Annotated in this window: 15 protein-coding genes and 2 other annotated features; of the genes, 3 read left to right on the top strand and 12 right to left on the bottom strand. The window is 38.0% G+C overall.

All coding sequences use genetic code 11. The annotated features are described in order from the left end of the window. Positions 1 to 372 precede the first annotated feature (372 nt). The 8 genes from metG to N693_RS0103535 all read right to left on the bottom strand — a co-directional run bounded on the left by metG (position 373) and on the right by N693_RS0103535 (position 9,337). Positions 373 to 2,013, bottom strand: coding sequence for a methionine--tRNA ligase (gene metG, locus N693_RS0103575; protein ID WP_025783401.1), 1,641 nt, complete (start codon positions 2,011 to 2,013; stop codon positions 373 to 375). 48 nt (positions 2,014 to 2,061) lie between these two features. After that, positions 2,062 to 2,323: a binding site (T-box leader), on the bottom strand. 122 nt (positions 2,324 to 2,445) lie between these two features. Then, positions 2,446 to 3,699: an MFS transporter gene (locus tag N693_RS0103570; protein WP_025783400.1), complete on the bottom strand. Its 1,254-nt coding sequence runs from the start codon at positions 3,697 to 3,699 to the stop codon at positions 2,446 to 2,448. A 55-nt stretch (positions 3,700 to 3,754) separates the two neighbouring features. Continuing rightward, positions 3,755 to 4,010: a binding site (T-box leader), on the bottom strand. Between the two features lie 325 nt (positions 4,011 to 4,335). Further along, the gene (locus N693_RS0103560; protein ID WP_025783399.1) at positions 4,336 to 4,905 is read right to left on the bottom strand and encodes a histidine phosphatase family protein; all 570 of its coding nucleotides are present in this window, start codon (positions 4,903 to 4,905) and stop codon (positions 4,336 to 4,338) included. 222 nt (positions 4,906 to 5,127) lie between these two features. Continuing rightward, a complete protein-coding gene (locus tag N693_RS0103555) occupies positions 5,128 to 5,616 on the bottom strand; it encodes a GNAT family N-acetyltransferase (protein ID WP_025783398.1) in 489 nt (162 codons plus the stop codon). A 228-nt stretch (positions 5,617 to 5,844) separates the two neighbouring features. Next, positions 5,845 to 6,327, bottom strand: coding sequence for a site-2 protease family protein (locus N693_RS0103550; protein ID WP_025783397.1), 483 nt, complete (start codon positions 6,325 to 6,327; stop codon positions 5,845 to 5,847). 630 nt (positions 6,328 to 6,957) lie between these two features. Next, positions 6,958 to 7,830 carry a polysaccharide deacetylase family protein gene (locus N693_RS0103545; protein ID WP_025783396.1) on the bottom strand — a complete coding sequence of 291 codons (873 nt, stop codon included), beginning with the start codon at positions 7,828 to 7,830 and terminating at the stop codon, positions 6,958 to 6,960. A 141-nt stretch (positions 7,831 to 7,971) separates the two neighbouring features. Continuing rightward, positions 7,972 to 8,844, bottom strand: a complete 873-nt coding sequence (locus N693_RS0103540; protein WP_025783395.1) for an anti-sigma-V factor rsiV — start codon at positions 8,842 to 8,844, stop codon at positions 7,972 to 7,974. Between the two features lies 1 nt (position 8,845). Then, on the bottom strand, positions 8,846 to 9,337 hold the full coding sequence (locus tag N693_RS0103535) for an RNA polymerase sigma factor (RefSeq protein ID WP_025783394.1): 492 nt from the start codon (positions 9,335 to 9,337) through the stop codon (positions 8,846 to 8,848). A gap of 299 nt (positions 9,338 to 9,636) precedes the next feature. Here N693_RS0103535 and N693_RS0103530 point away from each other — a divergent pair, with 299 nt between their 5' ends. From N693_RS0103530 to N693_RS0103520, 3 genes are all read left to right on the top strand, one after another. Next, the gene (locus N693_RS0103530; protein WP_025783393.1) at positions 9,637 to 11,712 is read left to right on the top strand and encodes a S9 family peptidase; all 2,076 of its coding nucleotides are present in this window, start codon (positions 9,637 to 9,639) and stop codon (positions 11,710 to 11,712) included. Between the two features lie 445 nt (positions 11,713 to 12,157). Further along, positions 12,158 to 12,718, top strand: coding sequence for a TetR/AcrR family transcriptional regulator (locus N693_RS0103525; RefSeq protein WP_025783392.1), 561 nt, complete (start codon positions 12,158 to 12,160; stop codon positions 12,716 to 12,718). Positions 12,719 to 12,900: 182 nt separating this feature from the next. Further along, on the top strand, positions 12,901 to 14,238 hold the full coding sequence (locus N693_RS0103520) for an MATE family efflux transporter (protein ID WP_025783391.1): 1,338 nt from the start codon (positions 12,901 to 12,903) through the stop codon (positions 14,236 to 14,238). Between the two features lie 304 nt (positions 14,239 to 14,542). Here N693_RS0103520 and thrS read toward each other — a convergent pair whose 3' ends face one another. The 4 genes from thrS to N693_RS0103500 all read right to left on the bottom strand — a co-directional run bounded on the left by thrS (position 14,543) and on the right by N693_RS0103500 (position 19,259). Further along, positions 14,543 to 15,733 carry a threonine--tRNA ligase gene (gene thrS / locus N693_RS18850; RefSeq protein ID WP_037592636.1) on the bottom strand — a complete coding sequence of 397 codons (1,191 nt, stop codon included), beginning with the start codon at positions 15,731 to 15,733 and terminating at the stop codon, positions 14,543 to 14,545. Positions 15,734 to 17,099: 1,366 nt separating this feature from the next. After that, a complete protein-coding gene (locus tag N693_RS0103510) occupies positions 17,100 to 17,420 on the bottom strand; it encodes a hypothetical protein (protein WP_025783390.1) in 321 nt (106 codons plus the stop codon). 71 nt (positions 17,421 to 17,491) lie between these two features. Then, positions 17,492 to 17,695: a hypothetical protein gene (locus N693_RS19870; protein WP_081760041.1), complete on the bottom strand. Its 204-nt coding sequence runs from the start codon at positions 17,693 to 17,695 to the stop codon at positions 17,492 to 17,494. A 1,051-nt stretch (positions 17,696 to 18,746) separates the two neighbouring features. Continuing rightward, positions 18,747 to 19,259: a nucleoside deaminase gene (locus N693_RS0103500; RefSeq protein ID WP_025783389.1), complete on the bottom strand. Its 513-nt coding sequence runs from the start codon at positions 19,257 to 19,259 to the stop codon at positions 18,747 to 18,749. Between the last annotated feature and the right edge of the window lie 235 nt (positions 19,260 to 19,494).

The following is a 19,494-nucleotide window of genomic DNA, read 5'->3' as shown; positions in this document are numbered from 1 at the left end:
ATGCTCATTTCACTAAAAATGGTAATTCTGATAAATACGCATCGTTTTCTTTGTCGTATAAAATAGGATCGTCATATTCCTCAAAATTTGTTAACGTCATTTTTTGTCTCCCTATCATTCATATTTTGAATAGCCAACTCCAATATTAAATTAGGAATCGGTTCCTCTGTTACGACTACGTTCGACCTAATTTCTAATTAAACGATCACGTTATTTAACTAAATAGCCAGTTTTCAGAATAACGTCAACATGTACAAGATGTTTTTTGAATACATGCCTAATCTCTTTTAACATACCAATTTAACAAACTACCTAGCTAGATTTAATTTCGTTGTTATTTCATTTCCATAATCATACTAAATCATCGTACTTCTAAATATTATTGACCCCTTTTTTCAAATTCTCAATTTCCTCTTCGATCCTTTCTAGCTCAATCCTGGTGTATAGTGGTTTCACTTCGTTAAGGGAACGAGCGGCTACTTCAATTTCCCCCCATTTCAAATCATTAAGCCCTAACATTTCTTGAACACGCTGACTTGAAAAAGGAAGAAACGGATTTAGGAGCTGTGCAAGGTTTGAAATGATGTAGATGCAGTTAGCCATAGTCTGGTTACATGCAAACGAGTCTTCTTTAACTTGAATCCATGGCTTTTGATCATCAAAATATTTGTTTGCTTCTCGTACAAATTCAAAAATAAGCTCTAACGCATTTTTCAGATGAGCCTCCTCGATGAGCGAACCAACATCTTGATAGAGATTTCTTGCTTTCTCTTTTATTTCTGTTTCTATGTTTTCCTCAGGAGTTTCACCCTCATAATACTTTTCGATAAATTTAAGTGTACGATTTATAAAGTTGCCATAGGCACCTAGTAATTCACTGTTATGACTATATACAAACTCACGCCATGAAAAATCAGTATCCCTATTTTCTGGTGCATTGATTGTCAAAAAGTACCTGAGAGAATCTGCATCGTACTTCCCCAAATAATATGGAACCCAGACTGCCCAATTCTTACTTGTCGATAATTTCTGCTTTTCCAATGTTAAATACTCGTTGGAAACAATGTGAGAAGGGAGTGTTGGATTATTAATGCCCATTAGAATAGATGGCCAAATAATTGAATGAAAAGGGATGTTATCTTTCCCATGTACATAATAAGAAACAGTTTCCGCATTCCACCAGTCTTCAAGTGATTCATCATGCTGTTTCGTCCACTCAATACTTGCTGTTAAATATCCTGCAACTGCTTCAATCCATACGTAAATTTTCTTTCCTTCAAACCCCTTAATGGGTACTTCAACACCATTTGGTAAATCACGTGTTACAGCTCGATCGGGTACACCTTCGTTTAAATATCTGGTGGTCAAACGAATCGCATTTTCACGCCACTTTTCTCCCTGTTGTGCGTCATCTACAAATGTCTCAAGACGTTTTTGAAACTCACTGAACAAGAAATAAAAGTGCTCTGTTTCTTTAATCGTAGGTGGATTCCCGCAAATTTTACACTGTTTTTCAATTAGATCGAGTGGATCTAAAATCGAGGAACATGCATCACATTGGTCCCCCCTTGCTTTAGCCCCACAATTCGGGCAAATCCCTTCCACAAAGCGATCTGGCAAGAAGCGATGATCTGTTTCACAATAAGCTTGTTCAATCGTCTTTTTATATAGATATCCGTTCTCATATAGTTTTAAGAATATGTTTTGTACGGATTCATGATGATGTTCGGCATCAGTACGTGTGTAGAAATCATAGGAAAAACCTAGCTTTTGAAAACAATGCACAAATTCTTCGTGATACCGGTTAGCTATTATTTCTGTAGTCGTATTCTCTTGGCTAGCACGAATTGAAATCGGGGTTCCATTACAATCACTACCTGATACATAGAGCACTTTTTCTCCTTTTTGTCGGTAATATCTTGCTAAAATGTCTCCTGGCAATAACGCAGCAATATGACCTAAGTGTAAAGAACCGTTTGCATATGGCCATGCCCCTCCAATAAATACAGTCATCCCATTCCCCTCCCAATTTAAAAAACCTCGTCCCTAGACAAAAAATTGTCTAAGGACGAGGTTTTCTCGTGTTACCACCTTAATTCGCTAACGATTTCCATCATTAGCCTCAGTAAGTACATAGCACTTATCATGTACTTTGACATTTATAACGAGTGTCACATCTCGTCAAAGCCTATCTCATTAGAATGAAAGTCGACTTTGCTGCTCAAATGCCATTTTCAATCAACTATTTCCTGCTTCTTTTCAGATTCCGAAGCTCTCTGTTAGAAAATGAAGGTTGACTTACTTTCCTTGTCACCGCTTTTTAAAAATATTGTTCACTTATTATTGCACAAACACAGAAAATTTAAAAGTCTTAATCACATCAAATTATTATAATTGTTCATCTTAGGTTTTTTATTCCCATCTTCGTTTCACAAAGAAGAATCTTTACTCCTCTTTGAATTTTTTCAATGAAGTGGAATACAAGTTAGATTTGGAAGGTTGTATAGTATAAACAAATAAGACCATAGCGACTACTAACATTGTCCAAGCCCCCGTAACCACAACAACTCTGATCGAAATCACTTCTGCAACTATCCCAAAAATAACTGTGAGAAGGATGACAAGGAAGGCTTCGACAACCCCATAAATACTTCCTATCCTCCCCATCACATGTACAGGTATATTATTTTGATAAAAGGTATAGAAACCTGTATTGGCGAAGGCAGAAGCAAACGATAAGACAAAGCAACCGACAATTGCAATGAGAAAAGTAGAAGAGGATGAAAAAACGATATACCCCACTGAGGTCAATAGCGATCCTACCCCAATCAGCCATGAAGTAGGAACCTTTTCGACAGTGAATGTATTCGTTATTGAACCTATTAATAAACCTGCCCCTGCGCTACTTACCAGAATTCCGTAATCACCTTCAGATAAGGAGAGTACTCGAGTTGCAAATGCAGCTTCCAACGAATCTGTAGCTGTCATCAATACGATCATGACACTGAACAGAAAGTATATAAGCATGGTGTATGAATATTTACGAGAAAACTGTATAACCAGTTTCCAGTCGTCCTTCAGTATACGAACCGTTAACTTCCTATCTGTTCTATCGGATGTTTCCCCTGCAGCCTCAACATTTGGCATCCTTATTGTTATAAGAGCAGATACCAGTAGAGCAATGGCATTCAAGTAAATCGCCATATTGGGTGTCCCAATTTTAAACATGATTCCAGCTATCGCTGGACCAGTCATAAAAGCTCCAGAATCGAGTAAACTGCGTAACGCGTTAAATCGTTTTCTCTGCTCCACAGGAATTAGTTTTGTAATATAGGTCATTGAGGTTGGATGATACATGGAACTCGCCATTGTGATAATGAATACAAGGACATAAATAAGGACAAGAGATGAAAAGAAAGGCAATATAACAATTAGGAACGATTGAAGGAAACTAAGAATGATCATGAGATGTTTCTTATTACGACGATCAATAAGACTTCCAGACCAGCTATTCGTTATAAGGGTTGACAAAGCTCTTGTAATATACAAGCCTGAAACTGCCATTGCTGATTCAGTTAAGTTAAGAACAATCAAATTTAAAGCGATGAAGTAAATCCAACTTCCAACACTTGAAACCCCGATACTGAACAGCAAAATTGAAGGATACCGCCAACCGTCAATCAACTTTTTAAATATCACTTAGCTCCCCCCTTATTAAATTAAACCAAAAAAATCTCACCCCCAAGACATGTGTCTTGGAGGCGAGATTCTATAATCGCGGTGCCACCCCAGTTTATTAATATGTCACCATATTAATCTCATCAAGTACAACATAAAAAATATGCGTATACTCTAGCTCTATAACAGGAGCTCCTGGCACATTATCCCCTTTTTGAGGTTCCAAGGTGCTGCTCAGAGGTTTGCTTCAATAACCATTTCTTACTCCTTTCCAGCTACCGGAGCTCTCTAAAAAGAAAACAATTATTTACTCTTCTCTTCATTGCATTTAATTTTATGAATAGTAACACTAAAAACTCTTTTAGTAAAGGGTCACTATATTTTGGGTTCGATTCGATAAGAATGTGAACCTCTGCATCATACCAGTTAATTCCCAGAAATAATTCCTCCTAATACATGTAATTGAATGCAAGTATCGTCACTTTTCTGGTTGACTACCATTCTGAGATGGACTTATCTTCAACAATCCTTCTCTTAAAAAAAGATACTCAGTTTTATGCACTTGAATATCTACTCCATACCTTTGCACCAAACTTTCATTTCTCTTAAGCATTCATATTTTTTCTCCCATTGAAATGCTCCACTTTATTGAGCCCATTAGTATAAAAAGAAGTAAGTAGTACAGTTCCAGTGCTTCGAGCTTGTCTTGCTCTTACCTTTCCACCCCTTTTTCCGCAGCTCACTAGCAACTAACATATTAAAAAAACCATGTCCAACAACTACTACCACTAAATTTTTTTGGGCAAACTCCATTAATAAATCGGATGCCTTTTTAGCCCTCTCTTTTGCTTCAATTAGTGACTCACAATCTCTTGAATAGCCACAAAACCAAAAGCCTCTCAAAATCAATGCCCAAATGCTCGGGTTCAATTTTAGCCCTCCTATGATGGATGAGGGAATGGGAAGCTCTGTTTCCCGAAACAAAGGGGTCGACATGACTGGCACGTTGGGATTTAATAATTTTGCAGATTCTATAGACCTTTTTAAATCACTAGTAACAACAATATTTGCAGTTTTTATTTTTTCAAGAGTAGCTGATGGGTAAAAATTTTCTTCGAAAACTCCATTATCATTATAACTTTCAACCCATCCACTAAAATCTTTACTGCTCATTATACTTTTTTCAATACATTTAGATTTACCATGTCTTATCAATGAAATTTCCATATTGCGTCTCCTATATATACTATGAAAGGGATAGTTTTAATCTTTTCATTAGAATTTGTGCCTTAATCATGTTCATTATAATAAAAGATCAACATACGTTTATTTCTCCTTTTTACACAAAACTTATCCTTTCAACTCCAACAATTTGTCCCTAAGCCAATAGTGAACGTTCGAACTCTTACCAATTAAGTACGTTGGTAGAAAATACTTATAAAGAACTTTTTATACTCTAAACGTTTGGATAAGGCAATGTTCATCGTCTATTAGTTCTTTTCTTTCTTCAATTTCTATATTTAATTGTTTATACACCTTTTTCCAAAATAACACCGCGGACTTATTCTCTAAAAGTTCAATCACAAAATACTTCCCTGGTTTTTCTTTAAATAATTTCTCTAAGATCTGCTTACCTAACCCTTTTCTTCTGAATTTATTAAGTATAAAAATATCATTTACGCCAAAATCCATTTCTTTTTTTAAAAATGGACGTTCTAACAGTAGTAGAAAGCCAATAATTTCATCCTCATATTTTAAGAAAAATGGAGTAAGCCCTTCTACATTCCAGAACATCTCTATATCATCGAAATGAAAAGAACCATCTTTTCCTAAAACTATATTTTCAGTGAAGCTTGAAAGATCATGGAGGTATAGAGAATACAGATTCCTTAAAATATGGACTTCCTCTTCATTTACCTCCTGAAGAGTAATCGTCAATTCAATCCCCCCTTTTTTCATATCTAAATTCAATGTACTCAAGCCTCTCTATTTTTTATTTCATGCCAAAAAGTCTTTCTTGGCTCTATTCAAACGTGTTTTTATCCATAACTGACCCGGAAATTGAGAAATAACTAGAAATAGATTTATTATTTAAAATATAATCGGTTTCCATAATTATCATACATCCCGTAATCAACCTTTTTAAAGTGTATTCTCCCGCGCTTATTAATACACCTTATCGATTTCATTTTTCCAAGTATTAAAAAGTACTAGGCCATCACTCTTGTAGCCAGTAAAATACGTTACAGGGATTATAGCTGAAAGAATGAGTACACCTGTAAAGCTAAAGAAATATCCATCTAGAAAATGATGATGCGATGTATACATTTTCACTACAATTAAGAGTAATATAGTAGCTAGATTGAAAATTATCCCCCCCAAAGCAATAAGGGATAACTTTATTTTTTCAATAAGTAATGTGGAATCAGGTGAATTATATTCACCTCTGCAAATACCAAACATAAAAAATTGCTTATTTACCTGTAAAGATCCTATTTTAAAAAGAGGATCTCCAATTCCAATCTCTATTTTGTATACTTTTCCACCAAATATCTTCACAAAAAATGCATGTCCATGTTCGTGAATGAAAACATTCAAAGGCTGAAATATGAATAGTGCAACTATGTATCCAACTATGGTTTCAATCAATTCGCTCACTCCCCCCATCTAATACATACATCGCTTAATCTTTTATTTAGATAGTTTGTAACACAACCAAGAACCACTATTTTAGAGCCTTCAATAACTTTTCAACACCGTCGTTTACTAGATAAATCTATTATCTAGTTGCGCAGTGGCGCTTTATTAGTCAACGTCACTACTATTCCACTGGAACCTAGTGTTCTTTCACTATAAAAAATGACACATGATAGAAATTTCCAAATAAAACCATAGGAAGTCAGTAGCAGCACCTGAGAATTATCCTAAAGATGTATATGTGCCATTTTGAAAATCTGACAAATCTATCTTAAATACAATCGCCTCCGAAAGTATCCCTTATTTATCATTCCTCATTCACCTTCTATTTGGATTATAAACTATATTTTCCTAAAATTCATTTATTCCAAGATAATTTAGGTTTATTAGATTATTATACTCCTTCCTCTTTATAGTTACCGTTTGCTGTCTTTACTACTTTTTCACAAGAAAATAGCCGCCATCTGTTATTTTTAGATGGCAGCTTTTCTAGTATCAGGATTTATTCAATACAAACTATTCGTTCAATCACCATTAGTAATTGTGAACCATTCATTTATTACACTCAAAAAACTCCTTTCCCTAAAGCTCTAAATCATTCTGGAAATTGAGTACAAAGTGATGAGCTTCATCATAGACAGCAAATGCGTATCCATGTTCTTTGAAAAACTTTATAATCCCAGGAAGTGCCTCCAAGGTTTGCGGCTTTTCGTGCATTAAGACAATTTCTCTATCGGAGGTCGTACCTTGTTTGATATTCCGCAAAATTTGAGAAGGATTCCCCGCTAGTTCCCAATCTTTCGAATCGATGGTCCAATCCCAAACCTTGATATGTGCATCAGCGAGCTGTTTTCGCACCTGTTCGTTTTTCAACCCTGGTGCTGATCCATAAGGGGGTCGGACTAAGTGAGGGTTCGTTCCTGTTATTTCGTGGATTAAGTCTAGTGTTTCAACCATTTCCGGCACAAATTGTTGTTTGGTGTAAAGTGTTTTGTAATTGTGAGTCATGCTGTGGGCACCGATGTAATGACCTTCTTGTACGGCACGGTTCACACTTTTCTGCAAGTGTTCTTTCTTCAAATTGTTTCCTTGCATGAAGAACGTAGCTTTCACTCCTTGCTCTTGCAAGATATCTAAAAACCGCTCAGTCAACTTGCTGGGGCCATCATCAAACGTCAGATAGACTAGTTTTTCTGGTTTTTTTTCCTCTTCAATAGGCTCTTTTTTAGGCAGTTCTTCCTCAGCTGGCATTTCTGATTGAGGACTTGATTCCTCTGATTTATCGACTGATTCTTGTGTACTTGAAGGTTCATCCGGCGTACTTGGTAGTTCTCGGGCAGAATACGACTTCCCGACAAAAAAACCAGTACCAAATATAACGAGTAGAAGAATTACGAAATATCGTTTTTTTAACCTCTTCCTTTTCCTAGTCTCTTGTTGATTTAATGCACTCATTTCAAACTAATCCTCCTGTCACTTTGTGAATATTCTTATGCTGAATGGATTTTTTAGTTAGCTTATGTAAGTAATGAACCACTTCAATAGAACAAGGGGCGCAGCAGATGAAATCATTCATCTGCTGCTTATTCATACAACTTATCTAATATAGGTGTCCCCCACAAGGACATCACTTAAGATATCTGAAGGAATTTCAAATGTGACAATTCCCATGTAACCAGGTGCTACTTCGTACTTGTCAAAAGAGATCACGAGTTTGTGATCAGAAGTAATATAGAAGTTTTGGTCGGCTTGGATTGCTTGGAAGTCTAAATCAGACCCATCGAATGCGAAATAGGATATATTCTCGTCATCCGCCATTTGCTGTTTCATTTCTTTAGTTAAATAGGAACTAATTACTTCTATATAGGAATCATCCTTGAAAAGACTTGGTAGGGTAACTAAAACATTATTTTGCTTATCTATAGTATCGTATTTCATTGTAGTGGAAGATGATCCAACAGTATTCACTTTGTACCGGGCAATCGATAACAATTGTTCCGTATCGGTTTTCACTTCATATCCGGTGTCAATTCCTAAGTGACCTGCATCAACCTCTTCCATGTCCGCGACCTCTTCCTTAAATTGCTTAAAGAGCTCTTTGTTTTCTTCGATGTATTTTTCATTTAACGATGCCTGCAACTCTTCATCCTCCAAACCACTAATGGCCGGCGTTTTTAAATTTGCTTGGTACGTTTCTCTATCCATCGTTAGAGTTTCTATTGTGAAGACTTCAACAATGGATCCAAGAACTGGGATGTTCGCCAATGAATTCGCGAATGCCGGACTGGCATTAATGCTCCCGATGAACAAAGCAGCCGCGGCAGCTACACCAAGGGACCATCTTTTTACTGGATTATGCTTCTTTTGTGATGCTTTCGCTCGTTGAATAGACTGTTTCACCACTTGGTCCAATTCAGAAGGAATTTCAATATCCTCATATTCCTTCTTAAATTTGTTAATCTGTTTCATCCTAAATCCCCTCTCCAATTTCTAAACGCAGTTTCTTTAATGTTCGGTAAAGTTTCGTTTTAGCTGTATTGACATTTTCTCCTAAGACAGTCGCTACCTCTTCAATCTTCAGGTCTTCAAAAAAACGTAAAACAATTAACGACTTTTCGTTGGGAGTGAGCGCATCCAGTGCGTCTAACAAATCCATATCTGACTGCTCGTCTTCTGACTTTGGTAAATACCCATCCAGGATCTCACCGTCCATCACCGTCATCCGCTGATGCTTCCGGATGAAATCGATAGATGTGTTTACCAGTATCCGATAAAACCAAGTCTTCATATACTTAACTTCATCCAGACTATCAATTGATTTTAGGGCTTTTAAAATTGAATCTTGAACAATATCAAGTGCGTTTTCTTTGTTTTTCATATAACTGTAGGCAATACGGTAATGGGCATTTTGATTTTCTATTAAGAACCGCTCAACCAGCTCAAACTTTTCATTTTTTGTCATGACAAATGATCCACCTTCTCCAGTTTTAAACATGTCGCGCTCACGTCTTATTTGTTAGACGGGCACCTTCTGAAAAAAGTTTGGATTGAACCAAAATTTGTTGGAAAACATTTATCTTTTTTTTTGCAGAAGGCTAACAACGTGACCCTTTCTCAACTTGAGCTTACTTTACATCTAATATTCATGATGGGTTCGTAGACTCACTTCTTTCATTTCGTAGTCAGAACCTTCTTACAAAAAAGGATTTTCCTAGTGTATAGCGAACTATTACATATATCGATGGAAGGAGATTTTTATACATGAAACCACCTATTGCTAAACGTATCCCCCATCCCCATGAATTACATGGAGATATACGTGAAGACGACTATTATTGGCTGAATGACCGCAATAATCCTGAGGTCATCAAATACGTAGAGGACGAGAACCTATACTACGATGAAATCATGGAACCTCTCAAGAAACAAACCGAAGAAATTTATCAAAGTATGGTTGACCTTGTACCCGAATCAGAGATCGATGTTCCCGTACAGCACGGGCCGTATTTCTACTACTCCCGTTTGGACAAAGCGAAACAATACCCAATCTATGCACGCAAAAAGGCGACCAGCCGTGAGCTACTGTCTGAAGTACATGAGGAAGTGGTTCTCGATCTGAATGAATTGGCTAAGGAAAGTGACTATTTAAGTGTGACTGCACTAAAATGGAGCAACGATCATCGCCTTATTGCTTATTTGGAAAATCGGGATGGGACAGATCGCTATACTATATATGTTAAAGACTTAGAAACAGGAGAACTTTTACAGGACCGAATTTCGGATGTGTTCATCTACGGTAGTGTGGAATGGAGCCGATGCGGTGAATATATTTTCTATATTACAGTCGATGAAAATGAGCGTCCTAGCCGCTTAATGCGTCATCGTTTAGGCAGTGACACTAATCAGGATGAACTACTCTATGAAGAAAATGACGAGACATTTACCCTCTATATGAACAAATCTCAAAGCGACAAATATTTTTTTGTGCATGCTGATTCGAAAACGACGAGTGAAATCCGTCTAATTGACGCTGATGCTCCACTCTCCCCTCTGCAACTAGTAGATGCACGACGTGATGGTATCGAATACGACGTCGAGCACTGGGGTGAGGATTTACTGATTCTATCTAACGAAGAAGCACAAAACTTCCAACTGCTTCGTTCTCCACTCAACAATTTGCAGGCACGAGATAATGTCGTAGACTATAACGAAAATCGCTATCTTCAGGCACTATATCCTTTCCAGGACAAACTACTTGTCGCTGGTCGTGAAAACGGACTGACTCAAATTTGGGAGCTGAAAAATGGTCAATTGGAACAGATGATATGGGATGAGCCGCTCTATTCCGTTTCAGTTAAATCGAAGCAAAGTTACTATACTCCTGAAGTGTTACTCAGCTTCGAGTCGATGCTTACTCCAGAAACAACATTTGGATTAGACCTGCTCACTGGAGAAAAGCGATGTCTGCAAGTGGCTCCTGTCAGCGGGGAATATGATCCTTCAAACTTCTGTCAAAAACAATTGTGGGCTACAGCGGAAGATGGCGTTAAAGTTCCACTGAACCTTGTTTATAAAGATGGGGCACTCGACAACGGACCTGCTCCGATTATCCTGTATGCGTATGGTTCCTATGGATCCAACAATGACCCTAATTTCAGTCCTTATCGACTTCCTGTATTAGAAAAAGGAGTGGTGTTGGTCACAGCACAAGTACGTGGCGGGTCGGAAATGGGGAAACAGTGGTACGAGGATGGAAAGATGCAGAACAAGCGCAACACATTTACTGATTTTATTGCGGCTGCAAAATATCTGATTGAGCAAGGTTACACGACTTCGGACCAGCTAGCTGCCCGCGGTGGTAGTGCGGGAGGATTGCTGGCAGGAGCTGTCGCTAACATGGCAGGTGATCTGTTTAATGTCATCGTCCCTGAAGTGCCGTTCGTCGATGTTGTTACAACGATGCTCGATACAAGCATCCCCCTCACTACGCTGGAATGGGATGAATGGGGAGATCCTCGGGAATCGGAATCATATTTCTACATGAAATCCTACAGTCCCTATGACAATGTGGAAGCAAAAAATTATCCTCATATGTATGTCACAACCGGACTCAACGATCCACGCGTTGGCTATTGGGAACCCGCCAAATGGGTTGCTCGCTTAAGAGAAATGAAAACAGACGACAATATTCTGGTGATGAAAACGAATATGGGCGCTGGTCACTTTGGTGAGTCAGGACGTTTCAATCAGTTAAAAGAAGTCGCTGCGCTATATGCATTTGTACTGGACAAAATCGGGACAGGCGTTGAATTGAAAACTCAGGATGCTGTTCAATAAATCGTTAATATGAATCAGGTGAGGGGGAAGTTTACACATCCCTCCCACCTGATTTCTTTTTGCAATCCTTCAAAGGAAGTCTCCTAATATTACAGTTCCGATGAATTGAGAAATGTATCAGTATACCACTCTCCCTCCCCCATTCACTAGATCGTCCCTACAATAAGAGACAGAATCTCATGAAGTACGGCACTGCATCCAATCCATGAAACAAAAAAATGAGACATGACTTGAACTTACGAGTATCTTCCTTTATGTAATTTCCATTGATAATTACTCAAAAGCCTTCCCTCATCCAGATAGGACCCTATACTGATACCTAAGAACTTGCTCGTCTACGTGTGAATAACTGACTTGACATGTTGCTGAATATATTATATAGTCCACACTGAACGTTGAAAACTTTTTCTGTTTTTTAAGTTTACACTTGGCGGGAGGTAGAAATATGAAAGCACGAATCATGAAAGCCTTTTTAGAGGAAGTCCAAGAGAAAAGTATGAAATTTACAATGGATGATCTGGCCAAGAGGCTAGGAATCAGTAAACGCACACTTTACGAACAATTCGGCTCAAAAGCGGACATCTTGGATGCAATCATCGACTCCACACTTCAGGAATTCGACGAAAAGACCGAAGCGATCATGCAGAGCCCTCACTTGACCTTAATCGAAAAAATAAAGAAGACAATCACTGTCATTCCTAAATATAACGACTTTTATACATGGCAGATACTTGAACAGATGAAAAAATCGTATCCCGACCACTGGGCACGCATTCATGCGGCTTTAAACGAATGGGATGATCTACAGGAACTGATAAAACAAGGTATACAGGAAGGAGTCATTGCAGACTACAGTGTACCTCTTCTCATGAAACTTATTATCGAAGCAGCCAATTCAACGATGGATCGCCAATTTTTTCTGAAGAACCGGATTACTGTTGAAGAAGCTTTGGATGAAATTGTCGATATCCTACTGTATGGAATGGTAAAAGTGGATAGTATGTGAAAAGACCGAAACATTGTTCGGTTTTTTTCCTCGACTTTGTAAACTAATAAAACAAAAATAGTTTTTATGTTTCACAATGAATTGAAAGTAGGATGGAATTATGAACCTCTGTATAAATGAGGGAATTTATCAACATCGACAAATGGATTATTACCAATATAAATGGGGAGGTGGTATGTGCCATGGGGAAACATACTAAACAACTGAATGACATTGACACCCAACCCGTTGGCCGCATTTTTTTACGCTACCTCATCCCATCGATGATCGGCATGTTGCTGATGGCAGTCAACATTGTCGCAGATGGCATCATGGTCGGCAACCGTCTTGGCGCAGAAGCACTTGCAGGTGTAGGAATCGCGGCTCCTGTCTACTCGATTTTTCTTGCTGTTTCTCTTTGGATCGGTATTGGAGCGGCAACTAAATACTCCATGGCGATGGGCGCTAGCAACCCGGAAGAAGGACGTCGGATATTTAGCCATGCACTCGTGTCCATAGTTCTGATTACGCTCATTATCGGTCTACTCGCATTTCTCGCCCGCACACCGCTCGCTTACCTTCTTGGGGCGAACCCGGACACATTCCAATACGTTTCTGATTATTTATACGTAATATTACTCTTTGGCGTCATTTTGACAGTGGAAAACATGTTTAGTATTTTTGTTCGGAATGATGGCGGCCCGAATCTTGCGATGGTTGCACTTATTTCGACATCCGTTTTGAATATCATCCTGAACTATCTATTTCTGTTCGTCTATGACTACGGTGTTAAAGGAGCCGCATTCGCGACCATCCTCGCTTCAGCGCTCGGGATGCTGATTTTGGCTTGCCACTTTCTGAAACCCTCCAATAACTTAAAATGGGTTCGATTTTCGTTCGATAAAACATTATTTGTTGCCATTGTTGTCATCGGTTTCCCAAGCTTCCTGTCAGAAGTAGGAATATCCGTATTCACGATTTCGCACAATATCGCGTTCGAGCGGACAGCAGGTACTGTTGGAGTTGCTGCCTTTTCAATTTTGAACTATGTGCACAGTGTCATGCTCATGTTGTTCCTCGGACTAGGCAGTGCAATCCAACCGCTTATTAGCTACTATCAAGGTTCGAAAAATGAGAAACGAAAAAGAACCACTATGAAGCTCGCGATGGCGACTGCACTCGGAGCTGGGATCACCTCCCTACTCGTCGGACAATTCGCTGCAAGCCCGATCGTCTCGTTGTTCGGCGATTTTCCTGAAGAGGTCACAACACTTGCAGAATCGGGAATCCATCTGTTCTTCATCGCCTACTTGTTCACAGGCATGAACTTCGTCATGATGACGTATTACCAATCCGTCGGCAACGTCCGGATGGCGACTTTGATTACCGCTTCAAGAGAAATCCTGATCATGCTCGCTTTTCTTCTCATTCTACCGGCACTATTCGGAATGAATGGCATCTGGATGTCAATACCGGCATCGGAATTTGTTGTCTTCCTTGGTGTTTGGCTCTATCAGCGAAACGCTGCAAAATCACTTTGAATGACTATGAAAAAGTTACTTGGAGGTACTAAGGAAGAGTTCTAGCTATTTTGTATTTTTCTACATTAAGCATTCAAGTTTCTTCAACTATTTATAAATACTTCTATCCCAACCACTTTAATTAACTGTAAAAGCTGGACGTGCTTCATACGTTCAGCTTTTCTTTTTATCCGGATCATGTAACTCGTTTCTTCAAGATATAGATAGTGAAAAAGAACAACAATAAAGGGTTATTTAACACCTTATCAATTAACAATGCCTCTAAATAGTTTCCAAAATGAGTGTTTTACATACTGTTTTGAGTTTATTCCAGCAACTCCAGTGCTGCCTCAACCGACAGTTGCCCAAGGTCACCTTCTTTCCGTTTACGTACGGACACCGCCTGATTCTCTACTTCCTTATCCCCGACTACCCAAGCAAATGGAATTTTGGCTTTCGCTGCTTCCCTTACTTTATATCCGAATTTTTCAGAACGGTCATCCACTTCCACGCGATAGCCTTTTTCAGTAAGCTCTCGTTTTAACTCATAAGCGTAATCGAGATGGACATCCGCAATAGGTAAAATCCGGATTTGTTCAGGTGCCAACCATAATGGAAATGCTCCTTCGTAATGCTCAATTAAGATCGCGAGGAATCGCTCAATGGAACCAAATATCGCCCGATGAATGATGATTGGGTGATGTAGCGAATTATCTTCTCCGATATACTGGCAATTGAATTTTTCGGGCATTTGAAAATCTAATTGAACCGTTCCACACTGCCAACTTCTGCCGAGAGAGTCAAGTATATGGAAGTCGATTTTCGGACCGTAAAACGCACCATCTCCTTCGTTCAACGTATACGGCATCCCCCGCTGCTCAAGAACATTTTCAAGTGAGCGTTCCGCCTGGTCCCATAGCTCAACAGAACCCATAAAACTTTCTGGTCTTGTTGACAGTTCAACCTCGTAACGAAATCCGAACTTCGAATACATATCGTGAATGAGATCCAAAACTCGATCGATTTCGGGTTCAATTTGGTCTTCCCGGACGAATAGATGCGCATCGTCTTGTGTGAAAGACCTCACTCGTAATAATCCATTCAAAGAACCAGAGAGCTCGTGACGATGAACCAATCCTAATTCTGCATATCGAATTGGCAGCTCCCGATAACTGCGCCGCTTATGATTAAAAATCAGCATAGCTCCTGGACAGTTCATTGGTTTAAGTGCATATTTCTGATTATCGACTTCCGAGAAATACATATTGTCCTGGTAATGATCCCAATGACCGGATGTTTCCCATAATTCTTGTTTCATCATGATTGGTGTCTTAATCTCTTTGTAATTCGCTTTGCGATGTTCATCTCTCCAATACTCTTCCAACGCATTGCGCAGGATCATTCCGTTTGGCAAATAGAATGGCATTCCTGGAGCTTCCTCAGATGCCATGAATAATTCTAGCTCTTGACCGAGTTTACGATGATTTCTTTTTTCTTCCTCTGATTGAATTGACATTTTAAAACGCCTCCCGAAATTTTTATATATAAAAAACCGCACTCCTCCCTGGAAAGGGACGAATGCGGTCGTGGTACCACCCTGTTTTTGCAGATGCCAAAAGCAAGCCTCTGCACTTCATTACGATAACGGTTTCCCGGACACGGTTTCATGGAATTCCATGGTTCTCCATGTCAGCTTCTAGGCGGTAAATCATCTCTCGTTTCTTCAGGACTTTCAGCCGATGGTCCTGTTCTCTGGTAAGAACTAAAGAATAATTCATGTCCTTGTCATAGCTTTCAATATTCAATTGAAAAAACCGCACCCGTCCCCTGTAAAAGGGACGAATGCGGTCGTGGTGCCACCCAAGTTTCCGCATGCCAAAAATGCAGGCATGCGCTTAAGTCGATAACGGTTTCCCGAACATGATTTCATGCACGCATGCAGTTCCTCATGTTAGCCAGAAAGGTGGTAAATCACTCGATTTCGCTCAAGGTTTCCAGCCAATGACCTTGTTTTCTGGTAACGAAATTATGAAATGATTCATGTCCTTCTCATTGCAAATTTATGGATACGAAGCTTTGTTTATGGATTATAGAGTGAGTTTTTGGAGATGTCAAGAGGAATTTTTGCTTTGTGATTTCAGAGGTGAAACAAATTGATGGATCACTGTACGTTGAAGAAAAGTGTAAACAGAGCTTATTACTAGGTAAATAGCATATTATTAGTGCATGCCGAAATGGAACTTATGACCATGTAAAACGTATCATGAATACAATTATCATAAACAGAATATTATGCACGTCATTTATTAGCTTTATAAAAAGTATAAAGAAACTATAGGTAGATTTGAAAACCTCCAGTTATTATTAATTCTTACAATTACAACATCAATTCTTTAATGTAATTAATAAATGGTATTCCGTTAAATATTTTCCAGATTTAGACGCAGCTTGTATTCCTTCATTGTACCAGTTAATGAAAATAATAAAGTTTTAAGTTTAAAATCTATATCATTCTCTAATTCAAATTGAAAATGTGCGAAATTATTTCATCACTTCCAGGCGAAAACATAAATATCGAGAATGAAATACATAATATCCCTACAAATACCAAGCTGAACTTTTTATTTTTAAGTAACCCTTTAACAAATAAGAATATTCCTATAAATAATATTAAGAAATACCAAAATCCCAAAGATTCACCTCATTTCAAACTTAATAATAGGACGTTACAACTCGTTAAAAGTTCTGTAAATTCAGATTAAATAAGGTGGAACATTTCTATAAAATCATCACAAGTCTATTCTGGCGTTGTGAAGTAATTAGCCCGATTGGGATAGAGATGCAATCGCATATAAAGCAATCGGGCCGCTTCTAGACTAAATTTATTTTCTTTCCAGAACTTTAATAAGCTTTACTAGCCAATATAATACCACCCACGGTAGAATAAACTTCGTAGTCCATTCAATGAACATTGGAACAAAATAGACTGCATTTATTCCTAGAATTCCTAGAGCAAACCAAAGACCTAACATAATCACTACAGCGATAAATATACTTGTTGTAAATTTACCCATTCCTTTTGACCTTCTTGATAAAGTTTGAATGGCTAGCACAATTAATGTGACAACAGCTAATAGAATAATTAACTGGATCACTACGATTTTTAAATCCTGCCAATAATCATAAGATGTAAGTTCCTCCAAAGTAACCCCCCCCCGCAAAGTCAATAGTATAATTTCTCGAATTGGCTCGTTTAAAGCACAACTTTTTTCCGTTACTGCCCTTTGTAAATGGAACTAAAACGGCAGGCTTTAATAAGCGAAATCGTTAGAACTAATGCCGATAAAGATCCTACAGACAGTAATGTTATCATTTTTCGCCATTTTATCTCTTTTGAAACTTTTACAGCCTCTGGGGGAACCGCAATCCATATCACAGCAGAAACTATGGCAAATATCGAAATAACTTCTTTAGACATAGTTAATACTACTTTATTATTCTAATATAGGGCCGGATTCAGATATAGACCATATCAAATTCATTGCAATCGCTCCCTTTTGTGGGGTAGTTAAATCAATTACAATTAGAATATTAGGATGTGTTCCTGCCCAGTCATAAACATACTTAAACCAATCAACGAGAACACAATCCCTAAGTAAAAAGGCCAAGCATTATCTTCCTTTTCTTTATCAAAAGTAAAAAACGTTACAATGCAAAATAGTAAAGCTACAACAGGAATAAAACCAAATGTCGGACCGAATATGAACGCACTTACACCGAGCATTAAACCTATAAGCCCATAAGGATTTTCCGTTGTAGCATTATCTATGTGTTCCCTTTCTTTATCGGATATACCTTCCCATTTATCTCCCCATACATCAAAATCTTTCGTTCTGTTTAGAAAATCAATTACTTTTTAAAATGTATTCATGCACTTCTCCTAACCTGGAAATGGCCGGATTACAGCACAGTTCTAATGTTACAACTGCCCTGATTATTAAAGCAATATCCATCCTTTCAAAAGGGCCGATCATTACTTTTTTGTGGGACTAATACTGTTCTTTCAAGTGGAGCTCCACCCATAGAAACACTTCGTTTCTGCACAAGATAAGAACGTGCATCAACTTTGTACTGACAGTCTTCCTTATACTCCGCAGTTTTTCCTTGTTTTCAAATCATCATTAAAGGAGTTTCCTGATCAGTGAGACTTGTATATCTACCTTCCAACTCCAAAAATATATTCCCTTTTGGATATCCATGAGCATATTGAAAACAAATTACATAACGAAAAATGCACCAATTGTAATTAACTAAGTAGCCATCTTTTATACCAGTCATCAAATTTTTCGTAGTTACGCGAAAGTTTTTTCAGCAAGCCAATGCTGTATTTATAACCTCTAAATATAATTAAATTCCTGACGATAACGTGTGAGACTATTTAAATTAATTATAACATTGTTCAATGGTTATTAAATAACTCATTCCAATTTTCATCCTATTTTTATGTTTAATTGTTTCATTCAGTTGCCCTATTCTCGAATAACAGCCTTCCGTAAGTTAGAAACATTATTAAGATTTGATGACCATTTACTCATTAATTCCATTTGTCTCTTCTTAAGATCGTCATAAGGTTCTTCAATAGCTTCAATTTCATGAAATTTCCTATCAAAGACTTTTGCATCTTTGATTTTTTTGTAACCACCAAAACCGTTATCGTCATTTAGTAACCAAACAACCTTCTTTATTTTGGCAAACAGAATTCCCCCTGTACACATCGGACAAGGTTCCAACGAAGAGTATATTGTAAACTTTTCACCATTGATTTTAGCATTAAATATTGATTCCCCAGCATTACGTATAGCATCAATTTCGGCGTGAGCAGTTGCGTCTTGTTGGGTATGTACCTTATTGCGTCCTTTTGCAATTATATTTCCATTTTCACCAACTATTATAGCCACAACTGGATAGGTATTCTCATTCAATGCCTTTTCTGCCTCATCAAGAGCCAATTCTAAAAAATATCTATCTTGATCGATATTTATAATAAACAACCTCCACGTATTCTTTATTTCCCTACATAAAATGGCCACATTGAAGCACAAACGTTATGTAAGCAATACTCCGGATTGCAGAATCATTATTCTTCTCAAACCTAAAATCAGTACTTAAGAAAATTACTAGCTTTAACTCTTGCAATTCCACGAGTATTACTCTGTTTAAATTTCTAGCTTCAACCATCCCTCAAAAGCGTAATCCACTATTTCAATTGCTTATATT

The sequence above is a fragment of the Sporosarcina sp. D27 genome (genome assembly GCF_000586555.1).
Taxonomy (GTDB): domain Bacteria; phylum Bacillota; class Bacilli; order Bacillales_A; family Planococcaceae; genus Sporosarcina.
Note: the sequence above shows the minus strand (reverse complement) of the source record. Positions and strands in the feature narration are given on the sequence as shown.